Source organism: Selenihalanaerobacter shriftii (assembly GCF_900167185.1).
In the GTDB taxonomy this organism is placed as follows: Bacteria; Bacillota; Halanaerobiia; order Halobacteroidales; family Acetohalobiaceae; genus Selenihalanaerobacter; species Selenihalanaerobacter shriftii.
In genome coordinates this window covers 17,723-40,642 of record NZ_FUWM01000004.1, presented here as the reverse complement: position 1 = coordinate 40,642, position 22,920 = coordinate 17,723, and the positions used below count along the sequence as shown (strand labels likewise).

General features: G+C 32.9%; 19 protein-coding genes, 2 tRNA genes, 1 pseudogene and 2 other annotated features. Of the genes and pseudogenes, 12 read left to right on the top strand and 10 right to left on the bottom strand.

Annotated features, from left to right (window positions below; all coding sequences use genetic code 11):
• Positions 1–165 precede the first annotated feature (165 nt).
• From B5D41_RS01560 to B5D41_RS01545, 4 genes are all read left to right on the top strand, one after another.
• Positions 166–1,233 carry an Ldh family oxidoreductase gene (locus B5D41_RS01560; protein WP_078808845.1) on the top strand — a complete coding sequence of 356 codons (1,068 nt, stop codon included), beginning with the start codon at positions 166–168 and terminating at the stop codon, positions 1,231–1,233.
• An 86-nt stretch (positions 1,234–1,319) separates the two neighbouring features.
• A complete protein-coding gene (locus B5D41_RS01555) occupies positions 1,320–2,549 on the top strand; it encodes a DUF401 family protein (protein WP_078808844.1) in 1,230 nt (409 codons plus the stop codon).
• 82 nt (positions 2,550–2,631) lie between these two features.
• The gene (locus tag B5D41_RS01550) at positions 2,632–3,576 is read left to right on the top strand and encodes a DUF362 domain-containing protein (protein WP_078808843.1); all 945 of its coding nucleotides are present in this window, start codon (positions 2,632–2,634) and stop codon (positions 3,574–3,576) included.
• A gap of 80 nt (positions 3,577–3,656) precedes the next feature.
• Positions 3,657–3,880: a binding site (T-box leader), on the top strand.
• Positions 3,881–3,934: 54 nt separating this feature from the next.
• Positions 3,935–4,158, top strand: a binding site (T-box leader).
• Positions 4,159–4,259: 101 nt separating this feature from the next.
• Positions 4,260–5,882, top strand: coding sequence for an AMP-binding protein (locus B5D41_RS01545; RefSeq protein ID WP_078808842.1), 1,623 nt, complete (start codon positions 4,260–4,262; stop codon positions 5,880–5,882).
• A 60-nt stretch (positions 5,883–5,942) separates the two neighbouring features.
• On the opposite strand, the gene B5D41_RS01540 is transcribed toward B5D41_RS01545, so the two are convergent.
• The 3 genes from B5D41_RS01540 to B5D41_RS01530 form a co-directional block, all read right to left on the bottom strand.
• Positions 5,943–6,028: transfer RNA gene (locus B5D41_RS01540), tRNA-Tyr, on the bottom strand.
• 98 nt (positions 6,029–6,126) lie between these two features.
• Positions 6,127–6,203: transfer RNA gene (locus B5D41_RS01535), tRNA-Pro, on the bottom strand.
• 154 nt (positions 6,204–6,357) lie between these two features.
• On the bottom strand, positions 6,358–6,579 hold the full coding sequence (locus tag B5D41_RS01530) for a NifU family protein (protein ID WP_078808841.1): 222 nt from the start codon (positions 6,577–6,579) through the stop codon (positions 6,358–6,360).
• A gap of 302 nt (positions 6,580–6,881) precedes the next feature.
• Between B5D41_RS01530 and B5D41_RS01525 the strand changes: the two genes are divergently transcribed.
• The 4 genes from B5D41_RS01525 (at position 6,882) to B5D41_RS01510 (ending at position 11,576) form a co-directional block, all read left to right on the top strand.
• Positions 6,882–7,274, top strand: a complete 393-nt coding sequence (locus tag B5D41_RS01525; RefSeq protein ID WP_078808840.1) for a Fur family transcriptional regulator — start codon at positions 6,882–6,884, stop codon at positions 7,272–7,274.
• 149 nt (positions 7,275–7,423) lie between these two features.
• Positions 7,424–7,933: an NADH-quinone oxidoreductase subunit NuoE gene (nuoE, locus tag B5D41_RS01520; RefSeq protein WP_234983864.1), complete on the top strand. Its 510-nt coding sequence runs from the start codon at positions 7,424–7,426 to the stop codon at positions 7,931–7,933.
• A gap of 13 nt (positions 7,934–7,946) precedes the next feature.
• The gene (gene nuoF, locus B5D41_RS01515; RefSeq protein WP_078808839.1) at positions 7,947–9,749 is read left to right on the top strand and encodes an NADH-quinone oxidoreductase subunit NuoF; all 1,803 of its coding nucleotides are present in this window, start codon (positions 7,947–7,949) and stop codon (positions 9,747–9,749) included.
• Between the two features lie 21 nt (positions 9,750–9,770).
• Entirely contained in the window at positions 9,771–11,576 is a 1,806-nt protein-coding gene (locus tag B5D41_RS01510; protein WP_078808838.1) for an NADH-dependent [FeFe] hydrogenase, group A6, read from the top strand.
• 44 nt (positions 11,577–11,620) lie between these two features.
• On the opposite strand, the gene B5D41_RS01505 is transcribed toward B5D41_RS01510, so the two are convergent.
• The 5 genes from B5D41_RS01505 to B5D41_RS01485 form a co-directional block, all read right to left on the bottom strand.
• Positions 11,621–12,100 carry a universal stress protein gene (locus tag B5D41_RS01505; protein ID WP_078808837.1) on the bottom strand — a complete coding sequence of 160 codons (480 nt, stop codon included), beginning with the start codon at positions 12,098–12,100 and terminating at the stop codon, positions 11,621–11,623.
• 251 nt (positions 12,101–12,351) lie between these two features.
• Positions 12,352–12,981: an acetate uptake transporter gene (locus B5D41_RS01500; RefSeq protein WP_234983863.1), complete on the bottom strand. Its 630-nt coding sequence runs from the start codon at positions 12,979–12,981 to the stop codon at positions 12,352–12,354.
• Positions 12,982–13,429: 448 nt separating this feature from the next.
• The gene (locus tag B5D41_RS01495; protein ID WP_078808836.1) at positions 13,430–14,986 is read right to left on the bottom strand and encodes a solute symporter family protein; all 1,557 of its coding nucleotides are present in this window, start codon (positions 14,984–14,986) and stop codon (positions 13,430–13,432) included.
• On the bottom strand, positions 14,987–15,337 hold the full coding sequence (locus tag B5D41_RS01490; protein WP_078808835.1) for a DUF485 domain-containing protein: 351 nt from the start codon (positions 15,335–15,337) through the stop codon (positions 14,987–14,989). It lies immediately after the preceding gene.
• 29 nt (positions 15,338–15,366) lie between these two features.
• Positions 15,367–15,846, bottom strand: a complete 480-nt coding sequence (locus B5D41_RS01485) for a universal stress protein (protein ID WP_159442865.1) — start codon at positions 15,844–15,846, stop codon at positions 15,367–15,369.
• A gap of 585 nt (positions 15,847–16,431) precedes the next feature.
• Between B5D41_RS01485 and B5D41_RS01480 the strand changes: the two genes are divergently transcribed.
• From B5D41_RS01480 to B5D41_RS01465, 4 genes and pseudogenes are all read left to right on the top strand, one after another.
• A complete protein-coding gene (locus B5D41_RS01480; RefSeq protein ID WP_078808833.1) occupies positions 16,432–17,193 on the top strand; it encodes a histidinol-phosphatase HisJ family protein in 762 nt (253 codons plus the stop codon).
• A gap of 33 nt (positions 17,194–17,226) precedes the next feature.
• Positions 17,227–19,051: pseudogene (gene typA / locus B5D41_RS01475) on the top strand (translational GTPase TypA).
• 15 nt (positions 19,052–19,066) lie between these two features.
• Entirely contained in the window at positions 19,067–20,824 is a 1,758-nt protein-coding gene (locus tag B5D41_RS01470; protein ID WP_078808832.1) for an ABC transporter ATP-binding protein, read from the top strand.
• 76 nt (positions 20,825–20,900) lie between these two features.
• Positions 20,901–22,094 (top strand): pyridoxal phosphate-dependent aminotransferase, encoded by a 1,194-nt coding sequence (locus tag B5D41_RS01465; RefSeq protein WP_078808831.1) that lies wholly within the window; start codon positions 20,901–20,903, stop codon positions 22,092–22,094.
• Here B5D41_RS01465 and B5D41_RS01460 read toward each other — a convergent pair.
• Positions 22,081–22,551, bottom strand: coding sequence for a sporulation membrane protein YtrI (locus B5D41_RS01460; RefSeq protein ID WP_078808830.1), 471 nt, complete (start codon positions 22,549–22,551; stop codon positions 22,081–22,083). The two genes, B5D41_RS01465 and B5D41_RS01460, sit on opposite strands and share 14 nt — an antisense overlap.
• 2 nt (positions 22,552–22,553) lie before the next feature.
• Complete coding sequence (locus B5D41_RS01455) at positions 22,554–22,865, bottom strand: YtrH family sporulation protein (RefSeq protein WP_078808829.1); 312 nt, start codon at positions 22,863–22,865, stop codon at positions 22,554–22,556.
• Positions 22,866–22,920 lie beyond the last annotated feature (55 nt).

Below are 22,920 nucleotides of genomic sequence, written 5' to 3'. Positions count from 1 at the left end.
AATTTAATATGGTTTTAAAACAGCCAGTATACTTTATAAAGTATACTGGCTGTTTTATTATTGAGTTAGAGAAATATTTATTTTACTATTAACCAAATGATACTCATATTTATAATAATAAGTAATTACAAATAAATATTATATGATGAAAGGAGGTAAAAGGTTTTGAATGAAACAAGTGAGGAGTCGGTTGTTAAACTTGATGTTAGAGGTTTAAGAGAATTTGCAGAAAGTATTTTGCAAGAAGTTGGTCTTACAGAGGAGAATGCTAAAACTTTTGCTGATTCATTAATGTATGCTAGTTTACGAGGAATAGATACCCATGGGATTTCTCGACTACCTATTTATGTTAAACGTTTAGAGAAAGGTATAATGAATTCATCTCCGAGGCCTAAATTTGTAAGACAGTCATTTGGAACCGGTATTTTGTCCGGAGATAACGGACCAGGACAGATTAATGGAACCATAGGAATGAAGAAAGCGATTGAAATAGCAGGTCCAAATGGAGCAGGCTTTGTTGCTATTAAAGATAGCAATCATTTTGGGGCAGCTGCTTACTATGCCAAGCAGGCTTTAGCACATGACATGATAGGTTTAGCTTTTACTAATTCACAGCCGAATATGGTGCCTTACGGTGGAGGAGAACCATTCTTTGGAACTAACCCTATTTCTGCTGCAATCCCTACTAAACAAGAGCTGCCGATTATAATTGATTTAGCAACCAGTAAAGTAGCCCGAGGAAATATTATTTTGGCTGCTAAAGAAGGTGAAGATATTCCAGAAGATTGGGCAGTAAACTCTGAGGGAGAATCTACTACTAATCCAAAAGAGGCACTAGAAGGTGCAGTCTTACCTATGAGTGGGGCTAAGGGATATAGTTTGGCTATTTTAGTAGAGGTATTAAGTGGTATTTTAGCTGGTGGGGGTTTTAGCTCTCAGATTAAGTCATTATATAATAATTTTGAAGAACCACAGAAGGTAGGACATTTTGTAGGGGTGATAAATCCAGCAGACTTTATTTCTATTGATATTTTTAAGAGTCAAGTAGATCAAATGATTAGAGAAATTAAAAAAATACAACCAGGGATTAGATTTAAAGAAGTCTTTTTACCTGGAGAACTTGAAGAATATAAAAAGAAAGATAGATTACAAGAAGGAATCCCATTAACTAAAGGAGTTGTAGAAGATTTAAAAGAGTTACAAAATCAACATGGAATAGAATTACATATTTAAATAATTGTTGACATTTGACTAAATAATATATAAAATGAAGGATAAATGATATAAGTTATAGTTTATAAAAAAGAGGAGTTGATATAGTGGAGTTAGTAGGAGTATTATTAGGATTTGTAGCAATTTTAATATTAAATTCTAGAAAAGTTAATATGGGATTATCCCTAATTATTGGATCAATAGTTGCTGGTTTATTCTCAGGAATGAGCATTAAGATGATAGGCATAACCATATTCGATTCAGTAGTTGAACCTGTAGCATTGCAGTTAATAATTGTAGTTACGGTGGTTAGTGGTTTAGGTTATATTTTAAAAGAGACCGGGGATCTTAATAATATGATAGATGCTTTAATTTCTCTTGTAAAGGATGGTAAGATATTAAGTATGTTACTACCAGCTTTGATAGGAACATTAGCAGTTCCAGGAGGAGCTATTCTTTCGGCCCCAATGGTGAATGAAAGTGGAGATAGAATTGACTTAGATAAAGGGCGCAAGACAGCCATTAATTTATTCTTTAGACATATTCTTTTGTTTGTTTATCCGCTTTATGGAGCATTGATCTTAACGGCTGATATGTTCAGTGTAGAGAAAATTTTTATTATTAAATATAATGCTTTAGTTATGTTAGGAGGAGTGGTTGCTGCTTATTTTGCCTTCTTTAATAGTTCACATCAGGAGAATGAAGAGAATAAAGAAGGTAGAAATAATACTATGCAAGATCTTAGTACGTTTTTAATAAGTTTTTTGCCTATTTTGACTATTATAATTTTAGCTATTGTTTTTAAAGTACCGTTTTATTTAGCTACTATTGCTGGCGTACTTATAGCAGTTAGTAAGAACATGCCTGATGGTAATTTTGTAAAAGAATATAGTAAAAGACTTAAAGACTTTTTGGTTAAAGGTGTAAATTATAAGATGCCAGTTTTAATTATTGGAGTAATGGCTTTTAAAGCTGTAGTTGAAGGTAGTGGAGCTGTTAATGGAGTAGCAGATTTCTTAACTAGTACAGGATTACCTTTGAGTTTAATGATAACAGTATTAGGGTTAATTACTGGATATCTAACAGGAATGACTATGGCAGCTATGGGAATTTTAATTCCAATCTTTATGCCGGTTATGCCTCCTGAAGCTATAGGAGCTTATATCACTTTATTATTTACTACTGCTTTTGTTGGTTACTTAATATCACCAATTCATCTTTGTTTAGCATTAACTAAGGAATACTTTGAATCAAGATTTAAATCTGTATATCTACTTACAGCCATTCCAGGGGCGGTTATGATTATTATTGCCTTAATACAAGTAATGGTAAGTTAAAAATTAAAATTAGAATTTCTCCCTCCAGATTGGGTTAAATTAATTACTACTTAATTTATCTTAAACTGGAGGGATTTATTTTATGTTAAGGGAACGGAGAATAAAAGAAAGTAAAGTCGCCATTGGAGAAGGATTAGAAGGAGATGTAATTCGAAATTTGTTAGATGACTTAAATATTAATCAGAAGATAAATCAAGACGATACAGTGACTATTACCCCTAATTGGGTCAATACCAATACTCCAGAGACAGGAACAGTAATAGGTCCTGAATCATTGCGGCAGTTAATTCAATATATTAAAGAAGAGTCACCAGCTCGAATTGTAGTTGCTACTGGATCAGGAGGAACCGAAACAACTAAAGTAATAAAGCAGACAGGGTATCAACAGGTTATTGATGAAGAAGGAATAGAGTTTGTTGATTTAAATTATGGACCTTATGAAGAATTTGAAATAGATCATCCTAAAATTAATAATATAAAGCTAAATAAATTATTAATTGAAACTGATTTTTTAATTTCTTATACTCAAATTAAACATCATGAAGAAGCAACAGTTTCTTTAGGAATTAAGAATATTGCTTTAGCGTGGCCACCAGCAGAACTTCATGGCTTTCCGAAAGCTGGCAAAGGGATTCATGAATATTTACATGAATTTATTACTGCTATGGGAGAGTTAATTCCTATTGATCTCACAATTTTAAGTGGCGATCAAGGCATGGTAGGTACTGGTCCTTCTAATGGAAAACCTGTTAATGCTGATTTAGTAGTAACAGGAACTGATCCGGTGGCAACGGATGTAGTAGGAGCTCGTTTATTAGGCTTTAGGCAGCAAGCAGTACATTATTTACATAATCTTATTCGATTAGAAATAGGTGAAGGTGATTTAAGAGAAGTTAATTTAATGGGGATGTCTCTTGATCAAGCAGAGCAAAAATTTAGTCAAGCAGCTTATGATTATAAGATTGTTTTAGATAAAAGAGATATCTTACCATTACATTTACGACCTAAAAAAGGATCTAAAAAATAAATTCAAAGAATAATCAGAAAACCCTTGACTATTCTTTAGTAATATGCTACAATTCATATTAACAAATTTAAAATATAATATAGAAAACATAGAAGGGGATTAGTAAGAAGAAGGCAGATTTTAAGAGAGTCATCGGTTGGTGCGAGATGATATCTGCACTTTTGAACTCACCCTGGAGTTGTTAATCTGAAGTGAAGTAGGCTTAACCGGATACCTTCCGTTAATAGGTTAGAGTGATTCTATCTTAGTTTAATTAAGATAGAATAATTAGAGTGGTAACGCGAAATAGCCTTTCGTCTCTATTGATTAGAGATGGAAGGATTTTTATATTTTATGGTCTATATAATTAAATAAAAGTCTAAAGACATAGAAAGGGAATAGTAAGAAGAAGGCAGATTTTAAGAGAGTCATCGGTTGGTGCGAGATGACATCTGCACTTTTGAACTCACCCTGGAGTTGTTAATCTGAAGTGAAGTAGGATTAATCGGATACCTTTCGTTAATAGGTTAGAGTGATTCTATCTTAGTTTAATTATGGTAGAATAATTAGAGTGGTAACGCGAAATAACCTTTCGTCTCTATTGATTAGAGATGGAAGGGTTTTTATATTTATAGTACTTTTAGTAATTTAATAATTAATTTTAATTAGAGAGAAGTGGATTAGCGAGGAGGATTATTAAAATTATGAATAAAGAATTAAAAATGACTATTGGAGAATTGTTAGATCAGCAAGTAGCTAAGTACGGAGATAATGATGCTGTGGTTTATGTAGAGGAAGGAATTAGGTATAATTATCGACAGTTTAGAGATGTATGTAACCAAGCTGCAAAAGGATTTATGGAACTTGGTATTGAGGTAGGTGATCATGTAGCTGTTTGGGCAAATAATCGCCCAGAATGGTTGATTACTCAATTTGCTACCGGTAAGATGGGAGGAGTTTTAGTTACGGTGAATACAAATTACCGTGCTGCTGAATTGGAATATCTTTTAAAGCATTCTGATACTAAAACTTTAATCTTATCAGAAGGAATGAGAACTAGTTATTCAGAGATTTTATATGAAATTTGTCCAGAATTAAAGAATTCTAAACCAGGAGGGTTAAATTCAGAAAAGTTTCCTCACCTTAAGCATGTAATCTATATCGGGGAGGGAGAAGCGCCAGCTGGTATGTATCATTGGGATGATATTATGGAGATGGGTAAAGAAGTTAGTGATTTTGATTTAAAAAAGCGCCAAGCTACTCTTGACCCTGATGATGTAATTAATATGCAGTATACTTCAGGAACTACTGGATTTCCAAAAGGAGTTATGCTTACTCATGCTAATATTATAGCTGATGCTAATTATATAGCTGAAAGCATGAACTTTACTCATGAAGATCGTTTATGTATTCCAGTACCATTCTTCCATTGTTTTGGTTGTGTATTAGGAACATTAACCTGTGTAACTAAAGGAGCAACTATGGTACCAATAGTTAAATTTAAACCAGAGCCGGTTTTAAATGCTATTGAAACTGAGAAATGCACGGCAGTTCATGGAGTGCCAACAATGTTTATTGCTGAATTAGAAGATCCTAATTTTGAGAAATATGATCTTAGCTCTTTAAGGACAGGAATTATGGCAGGCTCTAGTTGTCCGATGTCAGTTATGAAACAAGTGATTTATGAAATGGGAGCAGATGATATTACTATTGCCTATGGTCAGACGGAATCTTCACCAGTAATTACACAAACTAGAGTTAATGACCCAATTGAAAAAAGAGTTACTACTGTTGGTAAACCTTTACCTAATGTAGAAGTTAAAATTGTTGATCCAGAGACAGGTCATGAGGTGGGGCCAGGGGTTGAAGGAGAATTGTGTACTCGTGGTTTCCATGTGATGAAAGGATATTATAAGATGCCTGAAGCTACCAAGGAAACTATCGATGAAGATGGTTGGCTGCATACAGGAGATTTAGCAATTATGGATCGAGATGGGTATTTTGAGATTATAGGGCGTCTTACTGATATGATTATTCGTGGAGGCGAGAATGTATATCCGCGAGAAGTTGAGGAGTTTATGCGACAGTATTCTAAAGTTAAAGATGTGCAAGTAGTAGGAATTCCTGATGAAAAGTATGGTGAAGAAGTAATGGCCTATGTTCAATTAAAGGATGGAGAAGAAATAACTTCTCAAGAACTCTTTGACTACTTTAAAGATCAGATTTCTTGGCATAAATTACCTAAACAGATAAAGATTGTAGATGAATATCCATTGACGGCCAGTGGAAAAGTACAAAAATATAAATTAAGAGAGAAAGCGATTTAAATAATTTTAGGATGTATAAAATAAAAAATACTATCAAATAAAAGCTTGATAGTTATAAAATGGTGGAGGGAAGAGGATTTGAACCTCTGAAGGCATCGCCGGCAGATTTACAGTCTGCTCCCTTTGGCCAACTCGGGCATCCCTCCATATTTAGTTTACAGTTGACAGTTACTTTTAATGCAAACGTTATAACTCATTTGTAACTGTTAATTATCAACTGTCAATTGTCAACTATTAAAAAAGATGGTCGGAGCGAAAGGATTTGAACCTTCGACCCCCTGGTCCCAAACCAGGTGCGCTACCAGGCTGCGCCACGCTCCGACAAATTTCTACTGTTTTTCAACAGCGACAATATAAATTATAAATCATTTTTTGATTAGAGTCAAGGGAAAACTTAAAAAAATTAAATTATTTTTTAAAAAATGAGATGACCTTACTGAAAAATCAGTAAGGTCTATAATTTATTTAAGATTTATTATTCTACAGATTCTACAGATTCTACTTCTGGAACTTCTTCTTTAAGCACTCTTTCAATACCATTCTTAAGAGTCATTTGAGACATTGGGCAACCACCGCAAGCTCCAGTTAATCTTACTTTCACAACTCCACCATCAATTTCAACTAATTCAACATCTCCACCATCAGCCTGTAAAGATGGTCTAACTTTATCTAATGCAGCTTCAACTTGTTCTTTCATTATAATCAGTCACCTCCTCCCAAAAACATTCATTACAATAAATGCTTATTTTTATTATATCAAAAACTCAATATCTAATACTGTTAAATATGTAACATTACAAAATAATTAAGTCATCAACAATAAATAATTCTTGGTCAATACTTAAAATTCCTTTTAAATAAAAAAATATTTAAAAATTAATATAAAATGATTAATAGAAATATTAAGTTTTTGACACTTAAAAGATTAACTGATATAATTTAATTAATAATTATTACTATTATTAATTATAAGAATAAGTATAAAAAAGGTGGATAAATATGGATGAATCTAAACCTAAAAGAAGAATGACAAAGCAGAGAAAGAAGATATTAGACGTTTTAAGAAGTACTACATCTCACCCAACTGCAGATTGGATTTATGAGCAAGTTAAAGAAGAAATCCCCAATATTAGTCTAGGAACAGTATATAGAAATCTAAATGTATTAAAAGAGATGGGGAAGATTATGGAGCTGAATTACGGTAGCTCATATAGCAGATTTGATGGTAATCCAGAGAATCATTATCACTTTACATGTTTAAAATGCGGTAGGGTTTTAGATGTTGATGAACCGATTCATGTTGAAATTAATCAAGGTATTGAAGAGAAGATGGAATGTGATATTGACTATCATAGGATGGAGTTTTTTGGTTTATGTTCAGAATGTAATTAAAAATAAAATATTAAATATTTAAACAGAGCGTCAGTACTATAAATTAGTACTGGCGTTTTTCTATATTTAATAACTATTCAAAAGTAAAATAGTATAAAATGTTTCATTGTGGAGATAATATTCATTGACCATAAAAGGAGGTGGAAGTAGTGGCAACTACAGAAGAACAAATAGATAAGAAGACAGAAGAATCAAAATTAAGTGATGAAGAATTGAATCAAATAGATAAGATTATAGAAGAAAATCAAGGTGAAGAAGGAATTTTAATCAATGTTTTACATAAAGTTCAAAAGATAGTTGGATATCTACCACGGGAAATACAGATTAGGGTGGCTACAGGGTTAGATATTCCTTTTAGTAAGGTCTATAGTGTAGTAAGTTTCTATTCATTATTCTCTACTACTCCTCGTGGAAAGTATACAATAGAAATCTGTACAGGAACTGCATGTTATGTAAAAGGTGCAGAAGAAGTTTTAAAAAGAATAAAAGATGAATTAAAGATAGAGCCTGGAGAGACGACTGAAGACAATTTATTCACTTTAGAAACTGCTCGCTGTATAGGAGCATGTGGAATGGCACCAGTAGTTGTTGTAGGAGATGATGTTCATGGTAGAATAGAGCCAGATAAAGTTTCTGATCTACTAAATCAATACCGATAGAAGGAGGAATAAGATGGCACTCAAAACAGAAATGTTGGTCTGTGGAGGAACTAGCTGCTTTTCTTCTGGTAGTGAAGATATTTATCAAAATTTGGTAGACCAGCTAGCAGACAATAATTTAGAAGAAGAGACTAAACTAACTAAAACCGGATGCTTTGGCTTTTGTGAAAAGGGCCCGATAGTAGTTATTTATCAAGAAGATGCTCCAACGGGAATCTTCTACTGTCAGGTGGAACCAGAGGATGTGCAGCAGATTGTACAGGAACATTTAATTAATGGTGAAATTATAGATGATTTACTTTATGAAGAACCAGATACAGGACGCAAAATTCCAGAGTATGAAAATATGGGTTTTTATAAATACCAGCAACGACTTGCTTTAAAAAACTGTGGATTTATTGAACCGTATGAAATAGAAGAGTATATTGCTAGAGATGGTTATAGAGCTTTAGGGGAAGCTTTAACTCACATGAACCCACAAGAGATAATTGAAGAGGTAAAGACTTCAAAATTAAGAGGTAGAGGTGGGGGAGGTTTTCCTACTGGCCTTAAATGGGAGTTTACTCGTAAAGCTGAAGGAAATCCTAAATATGTAATTTGTAATGCAGATGAAGGTGATCCTGGAGCATTTATGGATAGAAGTATATTAGAAGGTGATCCTCATAGTGTAATTGAAGGATTAGCAATTGCAGCTTATGTTATAGGAGCAGAGCAAGGTTATGTTTATATAAGAGCCGAATATCCATTAGCAGTTGAAAGGTTAGAAAAAGCCATTAAAGAAGCTAATAAATTAGGATTATTAGGTAAAAACATATTTGATACAGGTTTTAATTTTAATTTAGAGATTAGAGTTGGAGCAGGAGCATTTGTTTGTGGTGAAGAGACAGCTTTAATTCATTCAGTACAAGGAGATAGGGGAGATCCTCGATCTAAGCCTCCTTATCCTGCTAATCAGGGATTATGGAATCAACCGACTTTAATTAATAATGTTGAAACTTTAGCAAATGTTCCACAAATAATTTTAAATGGAGGTAAATGGTTTAGCCATATAGGTGCAGAAGAAAGCACAGGAACCAAGGTCTTTGCTTTAGCAGGAGACATTTATAATACTGGATTAATCGAAGTGCCTATGGGGACTACTTTACGAGAAATCATCTTCGAATTAGGAGGTGGAATCCCCGGAGGCAAAGAGTTTAAAGCTGCTCAAACAGGTGGACCATCTGGAGGATGTATTCCTAAAGAAAATTTAGATATCTCTGTAGATTATGACACTTTAATAGAAGTTGGTTCCATGATGGGTTCTGGTGGTTTGATTGTTATGGATGAAGACACTTGTATGGTTGACGTTGCTAGATATTATTTAGATTTTACTCAAGACGAAGCGTGTGGGAAGTGTACACCAGGTCGAGTCGGAACCAAAAGATTATTAGAGATGTTAAATAAAATAGTTGAAGGTGAAGCAGAGTCTAATATTCTTGATAAATTAGAAGCTTTATCTGTTGAAGTTAAGAAAACATCTTTGTGTGGTTTGGGACAATCAGCTCCTAACCCTATTTTAAGTACTCTTAATTATTTTAGAGAGGAATATGAAGCTCATGTTTTCGATAAGAGATGTCCAGCCGGTGTATGTGAAGCTTTACTAGATTACACAATTGATGAGGAGAAATGTAAAGCATGTGGATTATGTGCTAAAAAATGTCCAGCCGCAACCATAGAAGGAAGTAAAGAGGAAGGTTATACGATAGATCCTGAAGAGTGTAAGGATTGTGGGATTTGTGAAGAAGAATGTCCATTTGATGCAATTGCTAGAGGGTAAGTTTAGAGAGGAGGTCAAAAGTTGATTACTGTAAAGATTGACGGTCAAGAGGTAGAAGTAGAAGAGGGAGCAACAATAATAGATGCTGCTGCCAAGCTTGATATTGATATACCAACACTTTGTTATTTGAAAGATTTAAATGAACCAGGTGCATGTAGAGTATGTATGGTAGAGATTAAAGGAGAAGAAAAACTTCAACCTGCTTGTATATATAAGGTTAGTGAAGGGTTAGAAGTTAAAACGAATACTCCACAGGTTATAGAAGCAAGAAAGAAGGTATTAGAGCTCTTTTTATCAGACCATCCTTTCGATTGTTTAACCTGTGCTGCTAATCAAAATTGTGAATTACAATCTTTAGCTAAACAGTATGGTATTAGAGATATAGATTTTGATGGGGCAAGGAATGAATTTCCAGTAGATGACCTTTCACCATCACTGGTTCGTGAGCCGAGCAAATGTATTCTATGTAGAAGATGTATAAGTGTTTGTAGTGAGATTCAAGAAGTACATATTTATGATGTAATAGATAGAGGATTTAAAGCTGTTGCTGCTCCAGCATATAATGAAAGTTTAATGGATACTCCATGTATTACATGTGGTCAGTGTATTATGGTCTGCCCGACTGGTGCTTTACATGAGCAGAATGATTCTCAGAAAGTATGGGATGCCCTAGCAGATGAGTCTAAACATGTGGTGATTCAGACAGCACCTTCAATAAGAGTAACTATTGGAGAAATGTTTGGAATGGAGATAGGAAGCTTAGTTACTGGACAGTTGGTGACTGCTTTAAGACGAATAGGTTTTGATAAAGTTTTTGATGACTGTTTTGGAGCAGATGTAGTTGTGATGGAAGAGAGTTATGAATTGATGGAACGATTAGAAAGTGGTAAAGACTTACCTCAATTCACATCTTGTTGTCCAGGATGGGTTAAGTTCTGTGAAACTTACTATCCGTCTATGATAGATAATCTTTCTAGTTGTAAATCACCACAACAAGTTTTTGGAGCTTTAACTAAATCTTATTATGCTGAAAGAGCTGGGATAGATCCTGAAGATATCTTCTGTGTTTCAACTATGCCTTGTGTAGCTAAGAAATATGAATCACAAAGACCAGAGATGGATTCCAGTGGTTTTAGAGATGTAGATGCTGTGTTGACTACTCGTGAATTAGGCGAGATGATAAAACAAGTAGGATTAGATATTACGAACTTACCAGAAGAAGAATATGATAATCCAATGGGATATGCAACTGGAGCCGGAGTAATTTTTGGTTCAACTGGTGGTGTAATGGAAGCTGCATTAAGAACTGCTTACGAAAAGATCACAGGAGAAAGATTAAAGGATTTTAAATTAGAAAGTGTAAGAAGCGATGATTTTAGAGAAGCTGAGATTGATTTAAAAGATGGTAAAAGCCTTAAAGTAGCAGTAGCTAGAGGTACAAGTAATGCTAGAAAATTAATTCATAAAATTATGAGTGGAGAAGCTGATTATGATTTTGTAGAAGTAATGGCTTGTCCTGCTGGAGGATGTGTTGGTGGAGGTGGACAACCGATATATTCTGGAAGAGATAAATGGATGAGGATGTTCAGTGATAGAGTTAAACGTGCTGAAGGGTTATTTAAGGCAGATGAAGAGAAGGAACATAGAGTTGCTCATGAAAATCCATATATTAAGCAGTTATATGATGAGTATTTAGGTGAACCTCATAGTGAAAGATCACAGAGACTATTACATACTCCTTATGTAGATAGACAGATGTATACTCGGGATGAGCGATATAGTGTTAAGAAGAATGAAAAAATGAAAGTAGCAGATAAGAATAATTAAAATAAAAAGCCCTTCTTCAATTTGAGGAAGGGCCTTATTAGATTTTATTTAGCTACATAAACAGGGACATCAGCAGCTTTAGTTACACTTAAAGCTACACTACCTAGAGCAATTCTCTTTAAGCCAGTCCTTCCAGATTCACCTAAGACAATTAAATCAATTTTATTGTTTTTAGAATACTTCACTATTTGCTTAGTAACTCCACCTCTTAATACCTTTGTATTTATTTTCACATTGTTTTCATCACCAAACTTTTTAGCTGCTGTTAGTCCAGCTTCAGTAGGATCTATTCCTAAAGTTACTTTATCGCTTAAGTTTTCTTCTGGTAACTGTGCTTTTTGTCTGCCAGTGTCTACAAAGACAGCATCAATTTCAGCATCGAATATTTTAGCTAGAGAGACAGCAGACTTAGTTGCCTTTATTGAATAGTTTGAACCATCAGTTGCTAATAATATTTTATTTATATTCAAATCCACCATAGTAATATCTTCATTAGTTAATTCTTCAGCAGTATGATCAACCATAGTATCACCTCCTTAAATTATAAATGTTATTATTTAAAATATTTGATAAATAGTAGTGTTAGTGAAAAAATATGATGTTATAAGAATTATATAGGTTATTTAGAAACAATATTCATAAAATTTAAATAAGTATCTTCAATTTCAACATTCTTTATTAATTAGTAACTTAAATGATATAAAAACACTCCTTCTTTAAATATATTTTTTTATTTAAATGGATAAGAAGGAGTGTTTTATGTTTTTATAAATTATTACGAGGCATTTACAGTCTCTTCACCAACTGCAGATTCTTGATTACTAGTAACAATATTCCCAATTGGTAATACTGCTTCACCAGATACTTCATTGATTACTTCAGCTGCAGAAGTATACCAGGCTATTGAAGCACATACTAATCCTAGATAACCACCTGCGATCCCAAACTGAGGTGATACTAGTTCACCCAGGGCAAGTAAAGCAAATGTAACCCATAAGGTTAAAAATATTAACCAAGTCGCTTTATTGATTTTAAAAGTAGCTATCCATAGGTAGAATGTAAAGAATGCCCAAGCAGCTAAGACTAAGCCTATAGCAGTAGCTCCATGAGAACCTAATTCTATCCAGCCTAAAGTAAGAGAATACTCAAGTAAAGCAAAAAACATCCACCAGGCACCATAAGAAGTAAATGCAGTAGCACCAAAAGTATTGCCTGTTTTAAATTCCCACATTCCAGCCATAAATTGAGCTAAGCCTCCATAGAATAAAGCTAGTGGAAAGACAATAGCTTTACTTTCTGCTGGAAAAATTCCAGCATTGTAAAAACTGAGTACGAATGTGGTTAATGCAAAGCCTGCTAATCCTAAAGGAGCTGGATTTGCAATTTTATTTTTAATTTGACTCACCTCCTTTCTTATTGTTTCTTCTTCAAATTATTTCTATATAGTATTTATTTTTCCTGCAAACTTGTTTAAATTTTCTAAATATTTATAAAAGTTAAACAAAATAGCATGATAATCCTATTTATTATTATATTTGGTATCGAGGTAATAAAAGTAAAATAGAGAGAAGAGGAGTAATATGAATTTTATATTGTTATAAAAAATATATATGTTAAGTGAAAATAATATTCATAAAGTTTAAATAATTATTTATATTAGACATAATAATTATTATTTTATTAGGATTGGAAGGGTTAAGATAGGGGAGATTAAACAAATAAAAAAAGCCCCACATTTTTTATTATCAGGTGCTACTGCATCCACTTCTTATGGTGCCTGATTAATAAAAAAGGGGGCAACTTTAAAAAAAGGGGCAAATCTATATAATTAGATGGGTTTAACAGATATAGTTTTAAGCAGCTTCTTCTTCTGGACCATGGACTAACTCCATAAAGTCATTTACATCTGCTGGAATCTTACCATCTACTAAAGAGACACCTACATTAACTACGATAGCTAAGGCCATAGTAAGCATAGCTGGATTATTAAACTGTAATATAGGTGGGAATGCATCTTTAAGGAAAATTAAGATAAATGAACTTAATAATCCTGTAAGCATTCCTGCAATAGCGCCTTTAGTAGTTGCTCTTTTCCACCAGATTCCTAAAGCTAAAATAGGGAAGAAAGTACTAGCTGCAAGAGCAAATGCTAATCCTACTAAAACAGCAATCTGTTGACCTTGAACAGCGACACCTAGAGTAGTTACAATAGCTCCCATGATTAATGTAGAGCCTTTTGCTACTTTAACTTGCTGTTCTTCAGATGCATCAGGATTGATTAAACTTGTATATAAGTCATGACCTAAAGCAGAAGTTAAAGACATAAGCAATCCACTTACTGTTGATAGTACGGCAGCTACTGCACCTGCTATTGTAATTCCTAATAATGTCTGGCCGCCAAAGATAAAGGCACTAATAGGAACTGCTAGATTTTTACCATTTTTGGCTAACGCATTAGCCATATACTCTTTTAACAAATGACTTTTTTCTACCATGATATATCTCATAGCAGTACCAACATATGGAGAAATAATATAGAATGAACCAATTAATATTAAAACTCCAATTACTGTCCATTTTGCTTTAGCACCAGAAGGGTTTGTATAGAATCTAACTAAAATATGTGGTAATCCAGCTGTACCAAAGCAAAGGGCAATTAACAATGACATAGTGTCCTTAAAGCTAAGCCACCCATTTGGCGAAGTCCATTCAGCTCCATTAAACATTTGGGTAATTCCGCCTGGTAGTGTAATCTCTCCGCTTCGGGTAGATAGAGTCTGCAAAATTTCAGAATAACTAAAGCCTTTACCAAAGGCAATAACTGTTAGTAATCCCATAGCTGTGAATAGTACCCAAAACTGTATAACCTGATTTAAAGTAGTTCCTTTCATACCTCCAAATGCTACGTAGAGGGTAATTACGACTCCTGCACCTATAACTGCTGCTGTATAGGGTATACCTAATAATAAGCCTAAGACATTTCCTACACCTAACATTTGGGGTGCAGCATAGAATAAGGAAATCATAATAACACAGACAATGGCAATTAATCTACCAGTTTTTGTATGAAAGCGGCCTTCAACAAAGTCTGGTATAGTATATTCTCCAAACTTCTTTAATTGACCGGCAATAAACATTAATAGAAGTACATAACCTAAGAAGAAACCATATGCATAGAGAATACCGTCAAATCCGTTTAGAAAAACTGCACCTGCAACTCCTAAAAATGATGCTGCACTCAAGTAATCACCAGAAATAGCAGAAGCATTTTGGAAAACACTGATTTCTTCACCGGCTACATAAAAATCAGAAGTTGTTCTAGTAAAACGGGTCGAAAAGATAGTAATGCCAACGACTACAGCCAACAAACCAATCACTAATAGTACTGCTATAATTGGTATTTCAGCCATTTATAACCCCTCCTCTAAGTCTTTTCCACGTTCCAGTACCTCAACTAGCTCTTCTTTTTCCATTCTAATTGACTTCTTAGTATAATAAATCGTAATTGCCCAAACAAATGGATAAATAGCAAAGGCAGTAACAAAGTAATAGAGATTAAAGCCTAAAACTTTAGTTGCCATAAAACTTGGTGCATATTTATTTAAAACAGGAATCATGAATGAAATAAACAGCACGATAAATGATAATGAGAAACTAAGATTCCATTGTTTCTTAATAAGCTTATCAACTTTTGGTCTCTCTTCTAAGTCATCTTTAGTAATGACTTTTCCATACATATCATTCTTTTCACTATTTGCCATTATAATCAACTCCTCCTTATTAAAAGTTTCTACTTACTGACTAAGACAGGGACATCAGAAGCTTTAGTTACGCTTTCAGCTACACTACCTAAAGCAATTCTAGCTAATCCGGTTCTACCTGACTCACCAATTATTATTAAGTCTATATCATGATTTCGAGCGTAGTAGACTATTTCTTTAGTTACGCCACCTTTTAATACTGTAGTACTTACTTCAACTCCATTTTTTTTCCCGAATTTTTTAGCTATTTCTAAGCCAGCTTCACTTGGATGGACGCCTAATTGTACTTCTTCTTGTAAATTTTCTTCTGGTAACCAGGCATCTTCCTTGCCAGTATCTACAAAGGTAGCAGTAACTTTGGCATTGACTAACTTAGCAAGAGCAATAGCGGTTTTAGTTGCTTTAACTGAATATTTTGAACCATCAGTAGCTAATAATATATTGTCTATATCAAGACTTACTTCAGTAATATCATTATTAGACATTTCTTCAGCAGTATGATCAACCATATTATAACCTCCTTTAAGAATTAGAATCATAAACTCCTTAAAATTCGACCTCTAAAAACCTTTTTAATTATCACCTCCTCAAATGTTAATAAAATACAGAATAGGATATTGGTGTTATAAAAGAGTATAATACATAATTTTCAAAATGTCAAGAATTTTCTGAAAATTATAAATATTATTTACATTCCGAATATTTAGTATATTTATCATATTATACTTAAAGTTTATGTTGATGGATTCATAATGTGCCTGTAAAATTATAGTAATTGATTGAAATTAGTATATTTATAGCTTTAAAAGGGTTAAAATTTTAAATGTGCAGGAATAATATATTATATTAAGAATTAATAGTTAGAACTTTGGTTTAAAATAGTAACGAGGTGTTATATAATGATGTATGAGTTAGCCATTATGAGTAATGAAAGAACGGCAATGATAGACATAACTAATAAAATTGAAGCTTTAGTTAGAAAAAGTGACCTACAAGATGGCATTTGTGCAATTTTTGTGATTTTGATAGTCCTCGACAGAGAGACTTAAAGGTTAAGTTATTTGCAGATTAATAGATTAGTTAGGGGGAAGAAGATGTTAGTAGATTATCATACTCATCCAATTGGACATGATGATGCAGATCATTCGAAAGAAAATCTAAGAAAATTTGCTAAGTCGGCTAAAGAGAGAGGAGTTAAGAAGTTAGGGATAGCTGATCATAATCGTTATCATAAAGATTTTAAGTTTGATAATATTCGCATTATTAATGAAGAATTTTCAGAAGTTGATTTGTTAGTTGGGATTGAGATGGATTATACCCCTGGTAATGAAGGAGCTATATTTAATTTTTTAAATAAACTTGATTTAGATTATGTAATAGGCTCTATACATTATATTGATGATTGGATGTTTGATCATCCAGATTATACTAATGAATATGATAATTGGAATATTGATCAATTATATGCAAAGTACTTTTCAATTATTAATCAAGCAGCAGGTTCTGATTTGTTTGATATTATTGGACATTTAGATTTAATTAAAGTTTTTGACTATCATCCGAGACGAGATGTTATAGAGTATGCTGAATTAGCTTTGCAGACAATTGCAGATAATAATCTTTGTATTGAAGTGAATACAAATGGGCTTAATAAACCGATTGGGAAGATGTATCCTAGTCGGGCATTATTAGAAAAAGCTTACGATTTAGGAATTCCAGTAACATTAAGTTCAGATGCTCACTCTCCAAAGCGAGTAGGGGAGAATTTAAATATGGCTAAAAATTTAATAAAAGATATAGGCTATAAAGAGATTGCTGCATTTAAAGATCGCAATATGAAATTAATAAAAATTTAAAGTTAATCTTTTTAATAGCTATAAAAGGAGTGTATGATTGAATTGGATATTAGAGAAGGTATTAGGAATATAGCAATTATAGCTCATGTTGACCACGGAAAGACGACATTAGTTGATGGGATGTTAAAACAGAGTGGAATTTTTCATGAGCAAAAGCAGTTAAAAAATAGAGTAATGGATTCTAATGATTTAGAAAGAGAACGAGGTATTACTATTTTATCTAAAAATACTGCTGTTGAATATGATGGAGTTAGAATTAATATAGTTGATACCCCGGGACATGCTGACTTTGGTGGAGAAGTAGAGAGAATACTAAAAATGGTAGATGGTGTTCTTTTAGTAGTAGATGCTTTTGAGGGCCCTATGCCTCAAACTAAGTTTGTTCTTCGAAAAGCTTTATCTTTAGATTTAAAACCTATAGTAGTAATTAATAAAATAGACCGTAGTAATTCTAGAGCTTATGAAGCAGTAGATGAAGTGTTGGATTTATTTATTGAATTAGGGGCTTCAGAAGAACAATTAGAATTTCCAGTAATCTATGCATCAGCCCTAGAAGGGATTGCTAAAAAAGAATTGGAAGTTGAAGGAAAAAAAATTAGATCCTTTATTTAAGGAAATAATTACTGAAATACCAGGTCCTAAAGGAAAAATAGAGGCAAAACTACAGATGATGGTGACTACAATTGAATATAATGATTATGTAGGGAGGTTAGCAGTAGGTAGAATTGCTCGTGGTAAGATAAAGAATGGAGGAGAAGTATCTATTTGTAGATCAGATGGGAGTATCGTTCGAGACCGAATAAGTACTCTGTATAAATATTATGGTTTAGGTAAAGAAGAGGTTCAAGAAGCTAAAGTAGGAGATATAGTTGCTATTGCAGGTTTAGAGGAGATAAATATTGGTGAAACAATTGCTGATGTAAATGATCCAGAGCCTTTACCGGTCATTGAAATTGAAGAGCCGACAGTTACTATGAATTTTACTACTAATGACAGCCCTTTTGCAGGATTAGAGGGGGATTACTTAACATCTCGTCATTTAAAGAGGAGATTATCCAAAGAGTTAGAAAGTAATGTAGCCTTAAATGTGCAAGAAACTGACAGTCCAGATACATGGCAGGTTTCCGGTAGAGGTGAATTGCATTTATCAATTTTAATTGAGACCATGCGCAGAGAAGGATATGAATTTCAGGTTTCTAAACCACAAGTAATAATGAAAGAGGAAGATGGTCAAAAATTAGAGCCAACTGAAGAGCTATTAATAGATATCCCAGAGAAATTCATGGGAAATATCATGGAGGAAATAGGTCAAAGAAAAGGTGAAATGCAGAATATGACTCACCTTAGTTCAAAAAGAATTCGGTTGGAGTTTGAAATTCCAGCTCGAGGATTAATTGGTTTTAGGTCAGAATTTTTAACTTTGACTAAGGGAGAAGGGATAATCAATCATACTTTTTCTCATTATGCTCCATATAAAGGTGATATTCCTGGGCGACAACATGGTTCTTTATTAGCTGATAAAGACGGAACAGTGACTAGATTTGGTATTTTTAATGCTCAAGAAAGAGGAACTATCTTTGTTGATGTAGGAACTAAAGTATATGAAGGAATGATTATTGGAGCCAACGCTCGAGAGAACGATTTAAATATTAATATCTGTAAGGAAAAGAAATTAACTAATATGCGAGCAGGTTCTGCCGATGAAGCAATTCAATTAATACCTCCTACTGATTTAAGTTTAGAGCAGTCGTTAGAATATATTACTGATGATGAGTATGTGGAAATAACCCCAGATAATATTAGGATTAGGAAGAAAATTTTGAACTCTAAACAAAGGATTAAGGCTCAAAAGAAGTAAAAAGGAGCGTATAGTATGGAGGACTTTAAAAGGTTCTTTAATGAATATCTTAAGGTGGAAAAAAAGGGATTAATTAAAGTTGTCTTCGTCATGATAATAGTAGCAATAATTTCTACTATTATTCCACAAATGATTAGGCTAGTAATTGATAAAGTAGTGCCGCAGCAAGATTTTACTTTGTTGAATTTAATCATTTTTGGTACACTTGGTTTATTGATAATCAAGGGCTTATTAAATTTATACCGAGTTAGAGCAATTTTTAATATTTCCCAAAAGATTTTATTAAGAATTAGGGGAGAGTTGCATAATCATTTACAAAAATTATCATTAGATTTTTATGAAAAGAATTTAACTGGAAAAGTAGCTTCTCGTGTTACTAATGATGTTAAGGATTTACAGAGAATGATAGTAGCAGGTTCTTCTAGATTAATTCAACAATCATTAACTATAATTGGAGTTATTATCTTTTTATTTTTAATGAATTGGAGGTTAACTTTATTAACAATCTCTTTATTTCCGATTATGTTATTTATAACTACTAGATTAGGTCGTAGGCTAAGAGAAATAAATAAAAAGATTCAACAAAAATTTGCAAGTATGAGTGGGGTTTTACAAGAATCTATTTCTGCAATTAAGATAGTTAAAGCTTTTGTTAATGAAGAACATGAACTAGATAAATTCATGGAAGAGGCTAGAGAGAATAAACGTTTAAATATTAAACGAGGTAGTCTATATGCTAAATTAGATACTAGCATTAACTTTACTTCCCGATTATCAATTTTAATTATTCTATGGTATGGAGGAACAGAAGTGATTAATAATTCTCTCACAGTTGGGCAGTTGGCAACCTTTTTAACATATACTCAGATGTTATTTAGGCCAATTGTTCGCTTAACTATGCTTAATAATATCATTCAGCAAGGGATGGCTAGTCTAGAAAGGATCTTTGAGATATTAGACACTGAGATAGGTGTTAAAGAGAATCCTGATGCTAGAGAGATAACTGAGTGTCGAGGAAGAATTGTTTTTGATGATGTCAATTTTAGTTATGCATCTGATGAAGAAGTATTACATGATATTAACTTAGGAGTAAATTCAGGTGAAATGGTGGCATTAGTTGGACCTAGTGGAGCAGGCAAGACTAGTATTGTTAATCTTTTGCTTAGATTTTATGATGTTAATTCTGGTAAGATCGAGATTGATGGTAGAGATATTTGTGAATTTACTTTAAAGTCTTTACGAGAACAGATGGGAATTGTATTACAAGACCCAATTTTATTTAGTGGAACAATTAAAGAAAACTTAATTTATGGTTGTCAAGATGCGAGTGATGAATATATAACAGCAGCAGCTAAAGCAGCTAATGCTCATGAATTTATCACCAAATTTTCTAAAGAATATGAGACTCAAATTGGTGAAAAGGGAGTTAAACTTTCAGGAGGTCAAAAGCAAAGAATAGCTATTGCTATGGTTTTATTAAAAGATCCTAAAATTTTAATTTTAGATGAGGCCACCTCATCTTTAGATTCTGAGTCAGAGAATTTGATACAGAATGCTTTAGAAAACCTTTACTTAAATCGCACTACTTTTGTAATTGCCCATAGATTGTCAACTATAATTAAAGCAGATAAGATAGTAGTAATTAAGGATGGGGAAATTAAAGAAGTCGGTACCCATCAGGAATTATTAAAGCAAGATGGAGTCTATAAAAGACTTTATGATGCTCAGTTTGAGAAAGATCTATTATATCTTGATTCTGAACAAATTTCATAAATTAGTTTAGTTTTTTTCTTTTGAAGGCAGGAAGACTATTGGTTAATAATGTTGATTAATCCAGGGGGGGAAATAAATGTACTTAGCAGAGCGAGTAAGAGAAGTAGATGCATCACCAACTTTAGCAATTAGTTCTAAAGCCAAAGAATTAAAAAGACAAGGGATTGATATTATTGGTTTAGGTGCTGGCGAACCGGACTTTGATACACCAGATCACATTAAAGAAGTAGCAATTAAAGCCATTGAAGAAGGGTTTACTAATTATACAGTTAGTTCTGGGATTTTAGAGTTAAAAGAGGCTATTTGTGAGAAGTTAGAAGAGAATAATAATTTAAAATATAAATCTGAAGAAATTATAGTTTCCTCGGGAGCAAAACATTCATTATATAATACACTCCAGTCAATCAGTGATGAAGGAGATGAAATTATTCTGCCTGCACCTTATTGGGTGAGTTATCCGCAACTGATTAACTTAGCAGGAGGGAAACCTGTAATTTTAGAAACAATGGAGGAAAATGATTTCAAATTAAGACCAGAAGATTTATCACGTTTAATTACTGATAAGACTAGAGGTCTAATCTTGAATACACCTTCTAATCCTACAGGGGCTGTTTATAATAAAGAAGAATTAGAGAAGATAGCTGAAATTGCTGTGGAAAATAATATTTATATTATTGCTGATGAAATTTATAATCAGATATATTATGATGAAAAACCAGTTAGCATAGCTAGCCTTAATTCTAAAATCAAAGATTTAACTATCTTAATAAATGGTGTTTCTAAAGCTTATGCTATGACTGGGTGGCGGATTGGTTATACGGCGGCTAATAAAGAAATAGTAGATGCCATGTCTAAGTTGCAGAGTCATAGTACTTCTAATCCTAATTCAATTGCTCAAAAGGCAAGTGTTGCAGCATTGATAGGTAGTCAAAAACCTGTAGAGCAAATGGTGGAAGCTTTTCAAGAAAGAAGAGATTATGTTGTAAGTAGAATTAATCAGATTAATGGTTTATCAGTAGAAATACCAAAGGGAGCATTTTATCTCTTTGTGAATGCTACAAAATTAATTGGAGAAGAAATAAATGGCATTCAAATTACAGATGATCAAAAATTAGTTAAGGCTTTATTAACCGAAGCAGAAGTGGCGGTGGTGCCTGGTTCTGCTTTTGGAGCGCCTAATTATTTAAGGTTGTCATATGCTACTTCTTTGGAAGAATTGACTATAGCTTTAGATAGAATTTCAGAATTTTTAGGTACTAAGAATGAATAGCTTTGATTTTAACAACGGTTTCTTCTTGTAATAGTAACCAGATTAAGTTAATTTGATAATTTTCATCTTCAATGACTATTATTCGGTCGTCAATTGTATTACTAATTAAAGTTCCATCGACTTTACTCATTTGGCGGCCGATAATACTTTTTAATAATTCATATATTTCTAATTCTAACTCTTGTTTTACATGTTTATTTTCTTCAGTTTCTACTAAGATTTTAATTCGTTGAACAACCCTCCATTTTCTATTTGTTAAACTTTCTTCTAATTTTTTTAATTCATTGTCTTTACTTTTAATTCTATTATTTAATTCTTTATTTTCATAAATTAAGTCATCTATATATTGAGCAGTAACTAAATTTAAAGTTAGTGCTCCTAAAATCATTCCTAATAAGAATGCTGATAATAACCGAAAGAAGTCGGTTTTAGTTAGACTTAAGAATCTAAACCCCATATTTATCGCCCTCCGGTGAGGATATTAATAATCCAAATTCCTAATTGGGCTCCTAAAAAGGCTGCTACTAGGATTATTAGTTGTTTGGCAACTAGAGATAATTTACCTTCTACAAAACCTCCTTCTAAAATTCTAAGATTAGAGAAGGTACCTCCAATTGCGGTAGCTACAGCCCATAATTTAATATCTTCGGTTAGTTTAAGCATAATTTTAACTGGGGATTGATGAGTTAATGTACCGCCGATACCACCAATTAATGCACCACCTAATAAAACACCTAAGGCAGTAAAAAAGACTATAATTATTCTTTGCATAATATCACCTGCTCAAATTATTAGTAATATATATTTATAAAAGTTTAGATTTAGA

What these genes read in the sequence shown, in the direction of transcription:
- B5D41_RS01550 (WP_078808843.1), top strand. Translation starts at nt 2,632, where the DNA reads ATGTTAAGGGAACGGAGAATAAAAGAAAGTAAAGTCGCCATTGGAGAA.
- B5D41_RS01545 (WP_078808842.1), top strand. Translation starts at nt 4,260, where the DNA reads ATGAATAAAGAATTAAAAATGACTATTGGAGAATTGTTAGATCAGCAA.
- B5D41_RS01530 (WP_078808841.1), bottom strand. Translation starts at nt 6,579, where the DNA reads ATGAAAGAACAAGTTGAAGCTGCATTAGATAAAGTTAGACCATCTTTA.
- B5D41_RS01525 (WP_078808840.1), top strand. Translation starts at nt 6,882, where the DNA reads ATGGATGAATCTAAACCTAAAAGAAGAATGACAAAGCAGAGAAAGAAG.
- nuoF (WP_078808839.1), top strand. Translation starts at nt 7,947, where the DNA reads ATGGCACTCAAAACAGAAATGTTGGTCTGTGGAGGAACTAGCTGCTTT.
- B5D41_RS01505 (WP_078808837.1), bottom strand. Translation starts at nt 12,100, where the DNA reads ATGGTTGATCATACTGCTGAAGAATTAACTAATGAAGATATTACTATG.
- B5D41_RS01495 (WP_078808836.1), bottom strand. Translation starts at nt 14,986, where the DNA reads ATGGCTGAAATACCAATTATAGCAGTACTATTAGTGATTGGTTTGTTG.
- B5D41_RS01490 (WP_078808835.1), bottom strand. Translation starts at nt 15,337, where the DNA reads ATGGCAAATAGTGAAAAGAATGATATGTATGGAAAAGTCATTACTAAA.
- B5D41_RS01485 (WP_159442865.1), bottom strand. Translation starts at nt 15,846, where the DNA reads ATGGTTGATCATACTGCTGAAGAAATGTCTAATAATGATATTACTGAA.
- B5D41_RS01480 (WP_078808833.1), top strand. Translation starts at nt 16,432, where the DNA reads ATGTTAGTAGATTATCATACTCATCCAATTGGACATGATGATGCAGAT.
- B5D41_RS01470 (WP_078808832.1), top strand. Translation starts at nt 19,067, where the DNA reads ATGGAGGACTTTAAAAGGTTCTTTAATGAATATCTTAAGGTGGAAAAA.
- B5D41_RS01465 (WP_078808831.1), top strand. Translation starts at nt 20,901, where the DNA reads ATGTACTTAGCAGAGCGAGTAAGAGAAGTAGATGCATCACCAACTTTA.
- B5D41_RS01460 (WP_078808830.1), bottom strand. Translation starts at nt 22,551, where the DNA reads ATGGGGTTTAGATTCTTAAGTCTAACTAAAACCGACTTCTTTCGGTTA.
- B5D41_RS01455 (WP_078808829.1), bottom strand. Translation starts at nt 22,865, where the DNA reads ATGCAAAGAATAATTATAGTCTTTTTTACTGCCTTAGGTGTTTTATTA.